The sequence below is a fragment of the Morganella psychrotolerans genome (assembly GCF_001676055.1).
GTDB lineage: Bacteria > Pseudomonadota > Gammaproteobacteria > Enterobacterales > Enterobacteriaceae > Morganella > Morganella psychrotolerans_B.
On sequence record NZ_LZEX01000046.1, the window covers coordinates 93,335 to 108,418 of the forward strand.

Annotated in this window: 15 protein-coding genes, 1 other RNA gene and 1 pseudogene; 13 read left to right on the top strand and 4 right to left on the bottom strand. The window is 49.3% G+C overall.

Annotation, left to right across the window (positions count from 1 at the left end; all coding sequences use genetic code 11):
• Positions 1-40 precede the first annotated feature (40 nt).
• The 5 genes from AYY17_RS20320 to AYY17_RS20340 all read left to right on the top strand — a co-directional run bounded on the left by AYY17_RS20320 (position 41) and on the right by AYY17_RS20340 (position 3,674).
• Positions 41-406, top strand: coding sequence for a YacL family protein (locus tag AYY17_RS20320; RefSeq protein WP_067404665.1), 366 nt, complete (start codon positions 41-43; stop codon positions 404-406).
• Positions 407-569: 163 nt separating this feature from the next.
• Positions 570-1,430 (top strand): small-conductance mechanosensitive channel MscS, encoded by an 861-nt coding sequence (gene mscS, locus AYY17_RS20325; protein ID WP_067404668.1) that lies wholly within the window; start codon positions 570-572, stop codon positions 1,428-1,430.
• A gap of 68 nt (positions 1,431-1,498) precedes the next feature.
• Positions 1,499-1,981: a hypothetical protein gene (locus tag AYY17_RS20330; RefSeq protein WP_067426967.1), complete on the top strand. Its 483-nt coding sequence runs from the start codon at positions 1,499-1,501 to the stop codon at positions 1,979-1,981.
• 125 nt (positions 1,982-2,106) lie between these two features.
• Complete coding sequence (gene argO, locus AYY17_RS20335; protein WP_067426970.1) at positions 2,107-2,733, top strand: arginine exporter ArgO; 627 nt, start codon at positions 2,107-2,109, stop codon at positions 2,731-2,733.
• 212 nt (positions 2,734-2,945) lie between these two features.
• On the top strand, positions 2,946-3,674 hold the full coding sequence (locus tag AYY17_RS20340) for an oxidative stress defense protein (RefSeq protein WP_067426972.1): 729 nt from the start codon (positions 2,946-2,948) through the stop codon (positions 3,672-3,674).
• Here the strand turns inward: AYY17_RS20340 and AYY17_RS20345 are convergent.
• Positions 3,671-4,579 (bottom strand): LysR family transcriptional regulator ArgP, encoded by a 909-nt coding sequence (locus tag AYY17_RS20345; RefSeq protein WP_067360588.1) that lies wholly within the window; start codon positions 4,577-4,579, stop codon positions 3,671-3,673. The genes AYY17_RS20340 and AYY17_RS20345 overlap by 4 nt on opposite strands.
• A 130-nt stretch (positions 4,580-4,709) precedes the next feature.
• Here AYY17_RS20345 and rpiA point away from each other — a divergent pair.
• A pseudogene (rpiA, locus tag AYY17_RS20350) lies at positions 4,710-5,367 on the top strand (ribose-5-phosphate isomerase RpiA).
• Between the two features lie 296 nt (positions 5,368-5,663).
• On the top strand, positions 5,664-6,914 hold the full coding sequence (serA, locus tag AYY17_RS20355; protein WP_067404682.1) for a phosphoglycerate dehydrogenase: 1,251 nt from the start codon (positions 5,664-5,666) through the stop codon (positions 6,912-6,914).
• 192 nt (positions 6,915-7,106) lie between these two features.
• Here serA and AYY17_RS20360 read toward each other — a convergent pair whose 3' ends face one another.
• From AYY17_RS20360 to zapA, 3 genes are all read right to left on the bottom strand, one after another.
• A complete protein-coding gene (locus tag AYY17_RS20360; RefSeq protein WP_067426975.1) occupies positions 7,107-7,712 on the bottom strand; it encodes a 5-formyltetrahydrofolate cyclo-ligase in 606 nt (201 codons plus the stop codon).
• A gap of 34 nt (positions 7,713-7,746) precedes the next feature.
• Positions 7,747-7,929: non-coding RNA, 6S RNA (gene ssrS, locus AYY17_RS20365), on the bottom strand.
• Between the two features lie 109 nt (positions 7,930-8,038).
• Complete coding sequence (gene zapA / locus AYY17_RS20370) at positions 8,039-8,368, bottom strand: cell division protein ZapA (protein WP_067404690.1); 330 nt, start codon at positions 8,366-8,368, stop codon at positions 8,039-8,041.
• Between the two features lie 151 nt (positions 8,369-8,519).
• On the opposite strand from zapA, the gene AYY17_RS20375 reads away from it, so the two are divergent.
• The 6 genes from AYY17_RS20375 to gcvH all read left to right on the top strand — a co-directional run bounded on the left by AYY17_RS20375 (position 8,520) and on the right by gcvH (position 15,029).
• A complete protein-coding gene (locus AYY17_RS20375; RefSeq protein ID WP_067426978.1) occupies positions 8,520-9,101 on the top strand; it encodes a YecA/YgfB family protein in 582 nt (193 codons plus the stop codon).
• 251 nt (positions 9,102-9,352) lie between these two features.
• Complete coding sequence (gene pepP / locus AYY17_RS20385) at positions 9,353-10,672, top strand: Xaa-Pro aminopeptidase (protein WP_067426983.1); 1,320 nt, start codon at positions 9,353-9,355, stop codon at positions 10,670-10,672.
• A 3-nt stretch (positions 10,673-10,675) separates the two neighbouring features.
• Positions 10,676-11,872: a 2-octaprenyl-6-methoxyphenyl hydroxylase gene (gene ubiH, locus AYY17_RS20390; protein WP_067426986.1), complete on the top strand. Its 1,197-nt coding sequence runs from the start codon at positions 10,676-10,678 to the stop codon at positions 11,870-11,872.
• Between the two features lie 9 nt (positions 11,873-11,881).
• Positions 11,882-13,117: an FAD-dependent 2-octaprenylphenol hydroxylase gene (gene ubiI / locus AYY17_RS20395; RefSeq protein ID WP_067426989.1), complete on the top strand. Its 1,236-nt coding sequence runs from the start codon at positions 11,882-11,884 to the stop codon at positions 13,115-13,117.
• Positions 13,118-13,422: 305 nt separating this feature from the next.
• Positions 13,423-14,517 carry a glycine cleavage system aminomethyltransferase GcvT gene (gene gcvT, locus AYY17_RS20400; RefSeq protein WP_067426992.1) on the top strand — a complete coding sequence of 365 codons (1,095 nt, stop codon included), beginning with the start codon at positions 13,423-13,425 and terminating at the stop codon, positions 14,515-14,517.
• A 116-nt stretch (positions 14,518-14,633) separates the two neighbouring features.
• Positions 14,634-15,029, top strand: coding sequence for a glycine cleavage system protein GcvH (gene gcvH / locus AYY17_RS20405; RefSeq protein WP_067426995.1), 396 nt, complete (start codon positions 14,634-14,636; stop codon positions 15,027-15,029).
• Positions 15,030-15,084: the final 55 nt, after the last annotated feature.

The following is a 15,084-nucleotide window of genomic DNA, read 5'->3' on the forward strand; positions in this document are numbered from 1 at the left end:
AATAAGATTGCGGCAAAGCATCAATAAGAGGTACACAGCGATGGAATATGAATTTTTACGGGGAATCGACGGGAACGTGATAGTTAAGCTGTCAATGGATCACGAAGCCGTCGGTCACTGGCTGAATGAAGAGGTAAAAGGGGATCTCTCTGTCCTTGATGAGATTGTCAGCGCCCGTGAGGTTGTCAGAGGACGGGAGCAGCAATGGCAGCGGGTGGGGCATGAATACACGCTGCTGCTGGATGATGAGGAAGTGATGATTAACGCGAATCAAATCGTGTTTGAAACTGACGAACCTGAAGATGGCATGAGCTATTACGATAATGAAAGCATTGCCTTTTGCGGAATCGATGACTTTATGATTTTACTGGAAAATTACCGTAAATTTGTTACGACTGACCGGTGAAACTGACACTTTTTATTCTGATTTTTTCATTTGTTACGGTAATATAAACCCGTAATTTAATCATCAGCAATAATCAGGCAGATTATTGGCTGATGATTATTGCCGTGATTAATACTGTTGATAGTATTTTGCTTTTTTTCTGATAACACATTGAGGTGGAAGAATGAATGAACAACTCCTGACGGATGGCCTGAACCAGGCTACCGGCTGGCTGGCAAATAACCAGACACTATTACTGGAATATGCCGTGAATCTTGTTGCCGCAGTTCTGATCCTGATTATAGGTCTGTTTGTTGCAAAAATGGCCGGTAAAGCCGTATCACGTCTGCTGGCAATGCGCGGCGTGGATACCACGGTTTCTGATTTTCTTTCCGCAATTGTCCGTTATGCGATGATTGCTTTTACGCTGATTGCTGTATTAGGCCGCCTTGGTGTGCAAACGACATCAGTGATAGCGGTCATGGGTGCGGCAGGTTTAGCCATTGGTCTGGCCTTACAGGGCTCTCTTTCCAACCTGGCGGCGGGTGTGCTGCTGGTTATTTTCCGCCCGATCCGTGCCGGTGAGTACGTGGTAATAGGTGCTGCGGAAGGAACGGTTCAGACGGTACAAATTTTCTCCACAACACTGCGCAGTGCTGACGATAAAATCATTGTTATTCCGAATGGTAAAGTTATTTCCGGTGATATTATCAATGTAACCCGTGAGCCAAACCGCCGCCGCGATATTATTGTGGGTGTGGCGTACAATGCCGATATTGATCTGGTGAAGAAGATCCTGACCGATATTGTAGAAGCCGACCCACGCGTGCAGCAGGATAAAGGTATTGTGGTTCGTCTTAATGAAATGGCACCGTCTTCGTTGAATTTTATTGTCCGCTACTGGACGGTTAACGGGGATTTTCTGAGTGTTAACTGGGATTTACTGGAAAATTTCAAACGCGCACTGGATAAACATAATATCGGCATTCCGTTCCCGCAGCTTGATGTCCATATGCATCAGAAAAGTAAGCAAGAAAACGCATAATGGTATTACATTATAAACGGTACCTGAGTAATGGTACCGTCGTTTTTCATAGTGCCGGGAGGCATCAGATGAGTGAGCATCTTCTCCATTTTATCCCTGTCGCTCTGAATTATGTACCGGATACTGAACAACAGCAGGCTGCACAGACCTATCTGAGTGAATGGATCGGGTCTGATGATATTATTCATAAGGCGGAGCCGGATGTTATTTTTTGGTCCGGCAGCGAAAATTTTCGTTATCCGCTTTGTCCCGCCTGCCGGAAAGCCGTTTCCGGTTCATGGTGGAGCGCGCAGATGAATGCGGTTTTTTCCTGTGAAGGTAATAGCCGTATTGCCGCTGTGCTTGAGCCGCGTCAGACGCCATGCTGTTCAGCGCCGGTTGCACTTCCTGATATGGATTATGATGAAACGGGGGGCTTTGCCCGTTACGGTCTGACTGTCCGTTACAATAATAGTTTTATTGTATGTATGGATAACGGGCGGGATGAAATCATCCGCCGTGTCAGTCAGTGCCTTGGCACACCGGTACATCTGGTCTGGGAATGGATCTGAGTAATATCTTTCAGGGTCATTAGTCGCGTTAATGACCCATTAATTGTATTAATTTCACTAATAATAAAATCCCGGTAATATTCATTCCATCTGAAGCGAAATGAATATTTACCGGGATTTTTTGCATGTTACAAACATATTTTCAGGGGTTATTGCTTGGTGCTGCAATGATATTGCCACTGGGGCCACAAAATGTATTCGTTCTGCAACAAGGCTGCCGGAAGCAGTATCATCTGATGAGTGCATTTTTATGCACACTAAGTGACGTGCTGCTGATCGCCGCCGGTGTCTTCGGCGGCAGTGCGCTGCTGAGTCAGTCTGTCTGGCTGATGGCGCTGGTAACCTGGGGCGGGGTGGCGTTTCTGTTATGGTATGGATTCGGGGCATTGCGCTCAGTTTTTACAAATGATGTGGCACTGACAATACAGGAGCAGGCGGTCCGTAGCCGCTGGCGGGTGATTATGACGCTGGTGGCAGTGACCTGGCTCAATCCGCATGTCTATCTTGATACCTTTGTGGTGCTGGGCAGTGTCGGCGGACAACTGGGTGCTGATCTGCGTATCTGGTTTACTGCCGGCGCTGTGTGTGCTTCTGTTCTGTGGTTTTTCGGGCTGGCGCTGTTATCAGCCTGGTTCTCCCCGGTATTACAAAGACCGGTATCGCAACGGATAATTAATCTGTTTGTCGGTTCAGTCATGTGGTATATCGCAATTCAATTAGCCTCGTCATACTTCAGGATGCCTGGTTGTTGACTGCGTTCAGCCAGCCGGGTCACATAGTTTATCTATGTTCCCCGTCAGTCTTCGCTTGTCGCCTACATGCATCCGGAATTATTTAGAGCGCGCCTTAAAAGGATTGGATATTTCTTATTAATCCGAAATATTATTTTGCTAATCTATGTTAGTGTTAATGATTCCGGCATAACGTTCTGTTATGTGACCGGATTTTAACAGAAGGAGGATATGTGAAACTTAAATCTCTTGCCCTTGCCGCTATGGTTGCTTTAGGGAGTTATTCGGTTGCTGCGCAGGCAGCGGAAACCCCGGCCGGTCCGCATATCTCAACTTCCGGCAGTGCGGTTATTCAGGCTGAACCTGATATGGCGACACTGTCTATTAATGTGACAGTGAAGGAAAATGAGGCCGCGGCTGCCAAAGCACAGGCAGATAAACGCGTCGCGCAATATTTTGATTTCCTGAAAGCGCAGGGAATTGAGAAAAAAGACATTAATGCGGCAAATATTAATACCAGCCCTGACTATGTCTATGATAAAGAAAAAGAAGAGTCGGTGATCCGTGGTTACAATGCATCCCGCTCGGTGACAGTTAAAGTGTATGATCTCAATAAGCTAAATACACTGCTTGATGGTGCACTTAAAAGTGGCCTGAATGATATCCGCTCTGTGGAATTCGGGGTGAATAATCCGGAAAAATATCGGGCGGATGTACGTCAGAAAGCCATTGATGATGCCGTCTCACAGGCAAAAGCGGTTGCCAAAGGCTTTGGTTCTGAGCTGGGTGCCGTGTACAGCATTGGTTATAACGCGCCACAGCCGGTTCCGGTTATGGCCCGCGGTAAAATGATGATGAACATGGACGCGGCACCTGCGGGGGCTACGGCTGATGAAACTTACGAACAGCAGACAGTTGATTTCCGTGATCAGGTGGATGTTGTGTTTGAACTGAAACGTTAATCTGTTTCGGGCGGCGCCTGCCGCAATGTCTGACGCCCGTGTTTGATCAGGGCGTCAGTCACCCGGCGCATGGTGGCGCTTTCCGGTGAAAAACGGTGCCAGTACAGCATGCGGCGCTGGAACAGACCCGGTGTCAGATCCACCAGTTCTCCGCGCTCCAGCTCGCCCGCAATCTGTAAATGCGGGATCATACAACAGGCCGAACTCTGCTTTGCCAACTGCACAAAGGCTTCTGATGAATTAAGAACGTGGCTCGGCACACTGCCCGGCGCCAGGTCGAAATTAGTCTGTAAGAATGCCATGTGCATATCATCAAGATAGTCAAACGCCACTGCCGGTGCTTTGAGAAGCGCACTGCGGCTTACACCGTCAGGAAAATAGCGCGCGGCAAATTCCGGGGAGCCGACAAACAGATAATCCAGCGCACCCAGTTGATCTGCAAGGCATCCCGGCAAGGGGCGCGGCTGTATACTAACCGCCCCGACCACCTCTCCGCGCCGCAGGCGTTCATGGGTACGTGATTCATCTTCCACCTGAATATTCAGCCGGATAGCAAGATCCGCCAGCACATGACGCAGTGCCGGAAGCAACCAGGTCGCCAGGCTGTCTGCGTTGACAGCGAGTGAAATCAGTGGTGGCTCAATATTTCCGGCATCATCGCCCAGCCATTCGGCTTCCAGCAACTCCACCTGATGCAGCAATCCCAGTAATTTCTGCCCTTCTTCTGTCGGGCGTGGCGGCACGGTACGCACCAGCAGCGGCTGACCAAACAAATTTTCCAGCTGTTTGATCCGCTGCGATACCGCAGACTGGGTAATACACAGTTTCTGTGCTGCGCGCTCGAAACCGCGTTCACGGATAACTGCATCCAGCGCCTGAAGAGCGCGGTAGTCCGGTCGTCTCATTACTGCCGTCTCCTCTTTTCATTTGTCACTAAGTCACAATATGCCACAATTCGCATTCTGCCGGAGAAATAATTGCTATAATTAAGTCGGGCTATGCGGTGGCATATCATGAATAATAAAAGGCAAAACAATGAATCAGGATGAATTAAAAAAAAGCAGTTGGCTGGGCGGCACTGGACTACGTGAAGCCGGGAACCATTGTCGGAGTGGGCACGGGGTCTACCGCATCACATTTTATTGATGCACTTGCCACTATGAAAGGTCAGATTGACGGCGCGGTATCCAGCTCAGAGGCATCTACTGCAAAACTGAAAAGCTACGGCATTCCGGTATTTGATTGCAACGATGTTGACGGTTTGGATGTGTATGTGGATGGTGCTGATGAAATCGACCATCATATGAATATGATCAAAGGCGGCGGTGCGGCACTCACCCGTGAAAAAATCATTGCGGCAACGGCAAAAACCTTTGTGTGCATCGTCGATGACAGCAAATATGTCGATTTACTGGGTAAATTCCCTCTGCCGGTTGAAGTTATCCCGATGGCGCGTTCATATGTTGCCCGTGAATTGGTTAAACTGGGCGGGCAGCCGGAATACCGTCAGAATGTGGTGACAGATAACGGCAACGTGATCCTGGATGTGCATAACCTGGAAATTCTCAATCCGGTTGAGATGGAAAACAAAATTAACGCGATTGCGGGTGTTGTGACGGTCGGTTTATTTGCTAACCGTGGTGCCGATGTGGTGCTGATGGGGACGCAGGATGGTGTGAAAACCATCAAATAAATCAACGTGATATATAATATGATAGGTATTGATATCAGTATTGCGGAAAGGAGCGGATAACCGCTCCTTTTTTATTTTTTTAAAATCATAAATTTCGGTGATATATATCACAATTTTGTCTTTGATATGACCAATATATCATCACTCTCCGGCATTATTTCATTTTCTTCTGTAAATCCCTTCATTTCCTGCGATTTGTGCTGAGCACCATACAGGGACGTGTATTGCGGTGCCGTCATTTTTTGTTATTTTGGTATACGGACAGACACATTCGGGAACTAATAAAGGGCAGGGTCATGGTAAAAGTATCACTGGAAAAAGAGAAAATTAAATTTCTGCTATTGGAAGGCGTACACCAGAGTGCAGTAGACAGCCTGAAAGCAGCGGGTTACAGCAACATTGAATACCATAAAGGGGCATTATCCACGGAAGAATTAAAAGACGCTATCCGTGATGCCCGCTTTATCGGGATCCGCTCCCGGACTCAACTGACGGAAGAGATTTTTGCCTGTGCCGAAAAACTGGTCGCTGTCGGATGTTTTTGTATCGGCACCAATCAGGTTGATCTGACTGCGGCGGCAAAACGCGGTATTCCTGTCTTTAATGCACCTTTCTCAAACACCCGTTCCGTGGCTGAGATGGTACTGGGACAGTTATTACTGCTGCTGCGCCGGATTCCGGAAGCCAATGCCAAAGCCCACCGTGGTCTCTGGGATAAGCAGGCGAAAGGTTGCTATGAGGCGCGGGGTAAAAAGCTGGGGATTATCGGCTACGGGCATATCGGCACACAATTAGGGATCCTCGCAGAATCTATCGGGATGAATGTTTATTTTTATGACATAGAGAATAAGCTTCCTCTCGGAAATGCCACCCAGGTGCACCATCTTTCTGAACTGCTTAATATGAGTGATGTGGTGACGCTGCATGTGCCGGAAATAGATTCCACTAAAAATATGATTAGTAAACATGAGCTTGAGCTGATGAAGCCGGGCTCTATTCTGATTAATGCCTCACGCGGGACCGTTGTTGATATCCCGGCACTGAGTCAGGCACTGGCATCAAAACACCTTTCCGGTGCGGCTGTGGATGTGTTCCCGTCTGAACCGGCGGCAAATAATGACCCGGCGGATCCGTTTATTTCTCAGCTGATTGGTTTCGATAATGTCATTCTGACACCGCATATCGGCGGCTCCACGCAGGAAGCGCAGGAAAATATCGGTTTTGAAGTCGGCGGAAAACTGGCGAAATACTCCGATAACGGCTCGACGCTCTCTGCGGTCAATTTCCCGGAGGTTTCACTGCCGGGGCACGCCCGAAATGCCAATCGTTTGCTGCATATCCATGAAAACCGTCCGGGAATGCTGACCAGCATCAACCAGATATTTACTGATCGCGGAATTAATATCGCGGCGCAGTATTTACAAACAGCGGGTGAACTGGGTTATGTGGTCATTGATATGGTGGCGAATAACCCGCAGGAAGCTGATGAGGTTTTACTTCAGTTAAAAGCCTTACCGGGAACGGTTCGCGCGCGCCAGCTTTTCTGATTTGGTCGTTTTTGTTATGGGTAGTTAAAGTGCACGAACGGTAACGGGCAGAGGAACGAAAAGCATCCGCGCCATGGATGGCGCGGCTGAGCTTACACGGATGTATTTACAGCGTCTTTTCGTTTTGCCCGTTGCCGGTAGCTTCTCCGGTGTAAAGACATACGCTGTACAATCTCATAACGTTACATCTATTTATTTATGCTCAGACCACAGCCAGCGGCGTGAAGGTGTGAGTATTTCCGGCAACGGAATATCCCACTGTGCGGCGGGTAATTCACTGACTTGCTGACAATCATGTGCCAGCCCCACCGGGTAAAATCCTTTCGTTTGCCAGTTTGTCAGCATCCGGTCATAAAAACCGCCGCCCATTCCCAGCCGTTCTCCCTGTGAATCAAACGCGACCAGCGGAATAAACATCAGATCCAGTTTTTCCGGCGGCAGCACTTGCGTGACATCGAGTGCCGGTTCTGAAATTGAAAATTTGTTTTTAATCAGCGGGGTATCAGGGCGATAAGCCAGAAATAACAGGTGATGGCGGCTGAAAGGGTGCAAAACAGGTAAAAATACGTGTTTTCCCTGAGACCATAACCATTCTGTCAGCGGACCGGTATCAATTTCACCATCGAAAGAAAGAAACAGGGCAATATTATTTGCATCACTGATATCAGGATGACGAATGATTTGCTGAACCAGGGCATGAGCAGCATCTGATTGCTGTTGCGGGCTGAGTTCACGACGTTTTTGGCGGATTGACTGACGCAGATGATGTCGCGTTTGTAACAACGTTTCATTAGTCATAGTAAGGTCAGGGAGTAAACGAAGAGTAGAGATGGAGATCTCCGGAATGCCGTCGCAGGCTGTTACCCTTGAACCCTTGGTTCAAGGTGAACGCAGTGTTGCTTCCATTAGGCTGCCTGAACGAATCAGGTATGCTCACCGGTGACAAATCACCACATTCTGTCTGTATCAATATCGGCTCAGGGGACTCGCCCGCTGACAAACATTCCAGAGAATTTTTTTAAACTTTCGTTAAATCTTTTCTTAGGTTCATTGTATGAATCTGCGCTGAGATTGCAACCTAATTTCATTATTTTTTTTGTCTAGTGACTGATTTCTAAACAATTTTATTCAATAGCTGTTACCTGACGCTCAGTGATTCGTGTTTGATCATGCAGCGCCTGCTCGATAGTCTGTTGTAACAGCTTTATCTTCTGTTCCATGTTATAGGCATAATCGCGCGTTTTCAATTTTTCTTGTGTCAGTTCGTGACAAATGTTTAATGCCACGATAAAAACGAGCTGCTCAGTGTTAGTCACTTTACTGCGTACTTTCAGGTCCTGCAGCCGTTGTTCAAGCTCCGCAGCAGAAGCAATCAATGCTTCTTTCTGTTCCGGTGGACAATTAACGCGCATGGAACGCCCGAATATTTGGATATCAACGGGTTGTGCAGACATGACATCTTCCTTTAGTTCAGCTACAGGATATTTTATCCTGTGTATCGTGAATTATGTACGATATACCAGCAGGCTGAAGCCCTAATCTGGTACAGCGGCGCCTCTTGATGGTAGCATATCACGAACTAAAACCCGACTGGTGAGCAAAATAATGACCCCGGATAAAACACTGCCTGATTTTAAAACACTTGATGAACTATTACGCCAGCAGGCCGTCGCAATGACTGCGTCAGAAATGCATGGCCTTATCACGGGCTTACTGTGCGGCGGGAATACTGATGATACCTGGCAGGCGCTGGTTCATGACCTGACGAATGAAGGAATGGCATTCTCTCAAATTTTATCACAGCCGTTACGCGCTCTGTTTAACACCACATTTGAACTGCTGGATGATACTGAATGTCAGTTCAATCTGTTATTACCGGATGATGATGCCGGTGTATTTGCCCGTGCGGATGAACTGGCGGGCTGGGTAAATCACTTTTTATTAGGTCTGGGTGTGGCGGATCCGAAACTGAGTGAGCGTAAAGAAGTGCAGGAAATAGTCACGGACTTACGTGAAATCGGCATGCTCGGCTATGATGAGGCGGATGACGCGGAAGAACTGGCGGAAGCGCTGGAAGAAGTTATTGAGTATATTCGCGTAGTGGTGCAACTTTGCTATATTTCACTGGCAAAACCACGCAGCGCACAAACGGCTGATGCGGCGGAGCAGAAACCCACATTACACTAAGCCTTATGCAAACATGTTCCGGTCTGACTGCGCTGATAAATTATAATCTGCCGGTTTCAGGAAAACCGGGGCAGTCTGAACACTCACATTACACGGCTAAATATCATGTATACCCAACGTTATTCAAGATGCAGGAAGGCGGCAAGGGAAGTCAGACGGGGAGCATACACCAGTATGTGACCCGGCTGGTTGACCGCAGCCAACACACCTGCAGTTTGAATGAATAAGGGTATAGAACAAGGAGAGCGGGTATGAATAAGCAGGAATTTATCTCACGCCGTCAGGCATTGCTGGAAAAAATGGTACCTGCCAGTGCGGCGGTTTTTTTTGCCGCACCACCGGCGCAGCGCAATGCAGACAGCGAATATCCTTACCGTCAGCACAGTGACTTTTTGTATCTCACCGGATTCAGTGAGCCGGAAGCGGTGCTGGTATTGATCAAAAGTGATGAAACCCATAATCACAGCGTCCTGTTTAACCGTGTGCGTGATCTGACTGCCGAAATCTGGTTCGGGCGTCGTCTCGGTCAGGATGCAGCGCCTGAGAAGCTGGGTGTTGATCGTGCGTTACCGTTTGATGATATCAATGAACAGCTGTCTCAGTTGCTCAATGGTCTGGACACGCTCTATTTTGCGCAAGGTGAGATGGCGTATGCGGATACGATTGTCTTTAATGCACTGGAAACATTGCGTCAGGGAAGCCGTCGTAATCTCTGCGCACCCGCCACGTTGATTGACTGGCGTCCGGTTGTGCACAATATGCGTTTGTTTAAATCTCCTGCCGAGCTGGATATTCTGCGCCGTGCCGGAAAAGTCAGTGCGCTGGCACATACCAGAGCAATGAAAATCTGCCGTCCGGGTATGTTTGAATATCAGTTGCAGGGTGAGATTGAACACGAATTTGTCAGCAATGGTGCGCGTTTTCCATCTTATAACACGATTGTCGGCAGCGGCGAAAACGGCTGTATTCTGCATTACACCGAAAATGAGAGCCGGATGAAAGACGGCGATCTGGTTTTGATTGATGCCGGTTGTGAGATTGAAGGATACGCAGGTGATATTACCCGCACCTTCCCGGTCAGCGGGAAATTCTCGAAAGAGCAGCGCGAAATTTACGATATCGTCCTGAAAACGCTGGATGTATCTCTTGAGCTTTATCGTCCGGGCACCTCCATTGCAGCGGTGACAGACCGGGTGGTTGAAATTATGACCGAAGAGCTGGTGAAACTCGGATTATTAACGGGTGATGTACCGCACTTGATCGAAACCAAAGCGTACCGTGCGTTTTTCATGCATAGTCTGAGTCACTGGTTAGGGCTGGATGTGCATGATGTCGGGCATTACGGCACAGACCGGGATCGCATTCTGGAACCGGGTATGGTGCTGACTATCGAGCCGGGGCTGTATATCGCGCCGGATGCTGATGTGCCGGAAGCCTACCGCGGGATTGGCATCCGTATTGAGGATGACATTGTTATCACAGAGCAGGGTAATGAAAACCTGACCGCCACAGTGGTGAAAACGGCTGATGAGATAGAAGCCCTGATGGCGAAAGCAAAACAGGCTGAATAATTAATGAGCGTTATTATCGCCGGGGGCGGAATGACCGGTGCGACACTGGCACTGGCACTTTCCCGCCTCAGTCACGGCAGGCTTCCGGTCGCGATCGCGGAAGCAAAACGACCGGATGACAATCACCCGGGCTTTGATGCACGGGCGATTGCGCTTGCTCACGGCACCTGTCAGCGGCTGGATAAGATAGGGCTGTGGTCTTACCTGAAACCGTATGCCGCACCAATCACCCGGGTTCATGTGTCTGATCAGGGACATACCGGCTGTGTGAATATGGCGGCGGCAGATTATGATATTGATGCCCTGGGTCAGGTCATTGAATTGCATGATGCGGGACAGGCACTGTTTGCCCGTCTGGCAGAAGCGGAAAATGTCACATTATATTGTCCTGATACGGTAAAAAGCATCACGCGGACAACCGATGCGGTTACTGTCCGGCTGAATGACGACCGGGAACTGACAGGCCAAATGCTGATTGCCGCCGATGGCAGTCATTCGGCAGTCGCGCAGCAATGCGGTATTCAGTGGACGGATACACCGTATGAGCAGGTGGCGGTGATCGCCAATGTGATGACTGAACGGGATCCTGCCGGGCGTGCATTTGAACGCTTTACCCCGCAGGGACCACTGGCGATGCTGCCGATGACACAAGGGCGCAGCTCGCTGGTCTGGTGTCATCATGCCGACATGGCGGATACGGTGCGCGGATGGGATGATGAAACATTCCGCCGTGAATTACAGAAAGCATTCGGCTGGCAATTGGGTGAGATTCTGACTGTCGGCACCCGGCACAGCTATCCGCTGACACTGAGTGCGGCACAATCACAGATTTCACACCGTCTTGCGCTGGTGGGAAATGCCTCCCAGACATTGCACCCGATTGCCGGACAAGGCTTTAACCTAGGCATGCGGGATGTGATGACATTGGCGGAAGTTATCAGTCAGGCATTTTTATCACAGGAAGATATTGGTCAGTACCGCGTACTGATGCAATATCAGGCAGCGCGTGAAGCCGATCGTCAGACGACCATGACCTTAACAGACGGTCTTGTCCGCCTGTTTTCCAACCGTTGCTTTCCGCTGGCGGCCGGGCGAAACCTCGGGCTGATGGCAATGGAAATGTTGCCGTTTTTGCGCAACCGGCTGGCACAACAAACACTCGGCCGGACACAGAATTCCGTTCACCTCACCACAAAATAAGGATAAACAATGCAGTCATATGATGTGGTTATTGCCGGTGGCGGCATGGTAGGTCTCGCTCTGGCCTGTGGATTGCAGGGCAGCGGGCTGCGGATTGCCGTTATTGAAAAACAGGCACCGGATACCCGGTTTGACCCGCAGTCACCATTTTCTGTCAGGGTTTCTGCCATTAACAGCGCCAGTGAGCGCTTACTGGGGCGCCTTGGTGTCTGGCAGGATATTCTGGCAAAACGCACCGCCCCTTATCAGGGTATGGAAGTACGGGACAATAACAGCTTCGGGCGGATTGCATTCAGCGCGCAGGAGGCTCACTGCGGGCATCTTGGTCATATTATTGAAAATGATATTATCCGCAATACGCTCTGGGAGCATGCACAGAAACTGCCGGATATCACATTGCTGACCGGCACGCAGATTAGTCAGGTGGCGTGGGGCGAAAACGATGCCTTTATCACGCTGGAAAATGATGAAATGCTCAGTACGCGGCTGGTGGCCGGTGCCGATGGCGCCAATTCGTGGCTGCGTCAGCATGCGGATATTCCTGTCTCCTTTTGGGATTATGAGCATCACGCGCTGGTCGCGACTATCCGCACAGAATTACCGCATGACAATATTGCCCGGCAGATGTTTCACGGTGACGGCATTCTGGCTTTCCTGCCGCTGCCGGATGCTCATCATTGCTCGATTGTCTGGTCACAGGCCGGGCTTTCTGCACAGAATTGTCTGGATCTGGATGATGCTGAGTTTAATCACAAACTGGCAGCCGCGTTTGATGTGCAGCTCGGGTTATGTGAGGTTGTCAGTGAGCGTCGGGCTATCCCGCTGACTGCGCGCTATGCACGCCAGTTTGCCGCGCCACGTCTGGCACTGCTTGGGGATGCCGCGCACACTATTCATCCGCTGGCAGGTCAGGGGGTGAATCTCGGGTTTATGGATGTCGCGGAACTGATTGGTGAAATCCGCCGCCTGACTGCTGAAGGCAAAGATATCGGCAACTATTTCTGGCTGCGCCGTTTTGAACGCCGCCGTAAACAGAGTGCCGCGCTGATGCTAGCTGGTATGCAGGGCTTCCGTGAACTTTTTGAGGGTAATAACCCGTTAAAAAAACTGGTACGTGATGTTGGTTTGGTACTGGCAGACACCTTACCCGGGGTAAAACCGGCGCTGTTGCATCATGCCCGGGGTCTGAGCGATATGCCGGACTGGCTGCGCGGATCTGACGCGGTATCAGCTGAAAAAATCTAATCTCAGGCTGTTTTTCACATTAGTTTTATTCATAATGCACTAAAATTTAACCGGCGGATCCGTCCGGTATTTTAGTGCAATCCCGTCGCTTAATTCAAAACTATCCTCCGTTAATACTGTTTTGCGCCTTAAGCCGCAGAATGGCAGATGAAAAAACTGCATACTAAGTGCTCATATTTTTCCGCCCGATTATACGGTCACAATTTTTCCTTATGGTTACGTTTGTGATTCGGTGATAACGTCAGGAAAAGGGTATCGTTTGCGCGGTACAAGCTGCGCACTATGTCTGACTGAAAGGGGATAGAATGGCACAACACACTCCACTGTCCGGTGAGCATGTTGCCTGCGGGGCAAAAATGGTGGACTTTCATGGCTGGATGATGCCGCTGCACTACGGCTCCCAACTGGAAGAACATCATATTGTCCGCAGCGACGCCGGTATGTTCGATGTTTCCCACATGACAATCGTTGACTTTCATGGTCCGCAATGTCAGCCGTTTCTCCGTTATCTTCTCGCCAATGATGTGGCAAAACTCACTGAAAAAGGAAAAGCCCTTTACACCGGGATGCTCAATGCATCCGGCGGGGTAATTGACGATCTTATCGTTTATTATTTTTCGGATGATTTTTACCGGCTGGTGGTGAACTCCGCCACCCGCGAAAAAGATCTGGCGTGGATTGATGAGCATCGCAAAAACTTCGCTCTTGAGATGACAGTCCGCGATGATTTAGCGATGATTGCCGTTCAGGGGCCAATGGCGAAAACCAAAGTGGCAACCATACTGAGTGCAGAGCAAAATGCCGCTGTCGCCGGTATGAAACCATTTTATGGTGTACAGAGCGGTGATTATTTTATTGCCACCACCGGTTACACCGGCGAAGAAGGGTATGAAATTGCACTGCCCGCAGAGCAGGTTGTCAGCCTCTGGAAAAAACTGTTGGCAGCCGGTGTAAAACCGGCAGGATTAGGCGCGCGGGATACATTACGTCTGGAAGCAGGGATGAACCTCTACAGCCAGGAGATGGACGAAACCGTAAATCCGCTGGCGGCAAATATGGGCTGGACTATTGCCTGGCAGCCGGAAGACCGTAAATTTATTGGTCGTGAGGCGCTGGAGAAAGCCCGTCGTGACGGAACGCAGACACTGGTTGGTCTGGTGATGCGGGAAAAAGGCGTATTGCGTGGCGGGATGGAAGTCCGTTTTACGGATGATCTTGGTAAGCAGCAAACCGGAATAATCACCAGCGGAACGTTTTCGCCGACATTAGGATTCAGCATCGCCCTTGCGCGTGTTCCGAAAGGTATTGGTGCCACCGCCGTCGTTCAGGTACGTAATCGCGAAGTGCCCGTTGAGGTTGTGAAGCCGGGTTTTGTCCGTAACGGAAAAAAATTAGTTTGAAGCTGAATTTATTTTATTGATTAGTAAAAAATATACTCAACGTCATTCAGGATGCAGTCAACGAACCTGCAGTTTGAATGAATAAGAGTATAACCAGATAACAGGAGCGGTTGGTGATGAGTAATGTACCTAAAAATCTGAAATATACAGAAGAGCATGAGTGGGTTCGTCACGAGGGTGGCGATGAATACGTTGTCGGGATCACTGACCAGGCTCAGGAACTGCTGGGTGATGTTGTGTATGTTGAATTACCGGCAGTCGGTGATGAGATAGTTTTCGGTGATGCATTCGGGTCTGTTGAGTCGGTAAAAGCGGTTTCTGACCTGTTTGCTCCTGTTTCCGGTATTGTTCTGGCGGTCAATGACACGCTGGAAGATCAACCGGAGCAGGTTAACAGCGAGCCTTATGAAGGTGGGTGGATAATCCGTGTTAAAGCCTCTGACCCGGACGAATTCGAAGGTCTTATGGATGCGGAAAATTACGCACAATTGCTGGAAGAAGAAGACGACTAACGAATACCAAAACCCTGTTCTGCTTGCATAACAGGGTTTTTTTTCGGGATTTTAT

What these genes read in the sequence shown, in the direction of transcription:
- AYY17_RS20345 (WP_067360588.1), bottom strand. Translation starts at nt 4,579, where the DNA reads ATGAGACGACCGGACTACCGCGCTCTTCAGGCGCTGGATGCAGTTATC.
- serA (WP_067404682.1), top strand. Translation starts at nt 5,664, where the DNA reads ATGGTAAAAGTATCACTGGAAAAAGAGAAAATTAAATTTCTGCTATTG.
- zapA (WP_067404690.1), bottom strand. Translation starts at nt 8,368, where the DNA reads ATGTCTGCACAACCCGTTGATATCCAAATATTCGGGCGTTCCATGCGC.
- AYY17_RS20375 (WP_067426978.1), top strand. Translation starts at nt 8,520, where the DNA reads ATGACCCCGGATAAAACACTGCCTGATTTTAAAACACTTGATGAACTA.
- ubiH (WP_067426986.1), top strand. Translation starts at nt 10,676, where the DNA reads ATGAGCGTTATTATCGCCGGGGGCGGAATGACCGGTGCGACACTGGCA.
- AYY17_RS20330 (WP_067426967.1), top strand. Translation starts at nt 1,499, where the DNA reads ATGAGTGAGCATCTTCTCCATTTTATCCCTGTCGCTCTGAATTATGTA.
- AYY17_RS20320 (WP_067404665.1), top strand. Translation starts at nt 41, where the DNA reads ATGGAATATGAATTTTTACGGGGAATCGACGGGAACGTGATAGTTAAG.
- gcvH (WP_067426995.1), top strand. Translation starts at nt 14,634, where the DNA reads ATGAGTAATGTACCTAAAAATCTGAAATATACAGAAGAGCATGAGTGG.
- mscS (WP_067404668.1), top strand. Translation starts at nt 570, where the DNA reads ATGAATGAACAACTCCTGACGGATGGCCTGAACCAGGCTACCGGCTGG.
- argO (WP_067426970.1), top strand. Translation starts at nt 2,107, where the DNA reads ATGTTACAAACATATTTTCAGGGGTTATTGCTTGGTGCTGCAATGATA.
- ubiI (WP_067426989.1), top strand. Translation starts at nt 11,882, where the DNA reads ATGCAGTCATATGATGTGGTTATTGCCGGTGGCGGCATGGTAGGTCTC.
- gcvT (WP_067426992.1), top strand. Translation starts at nt 13,423, where the DNA reads ATGGCACAACACACTCCACTGTCCGGTGAGCATGTTGCCTGCGGGGCA.
- AYY17_RS20360 (WP_067426975.1), bottom strand. Translation starts at nt 7,712, where the DNA reads ATGACTAATGAAACGTTGTTACAAACGCGACATCATCTGCGTCAGTCA.
- pepP (WP_067426983.1), top strand. Translation starts at nt 9,353, where the DNA reads ATGAATAAGCAGGAATTTATCTCACGCCGTCAGGCATTGCTGGAAAAA.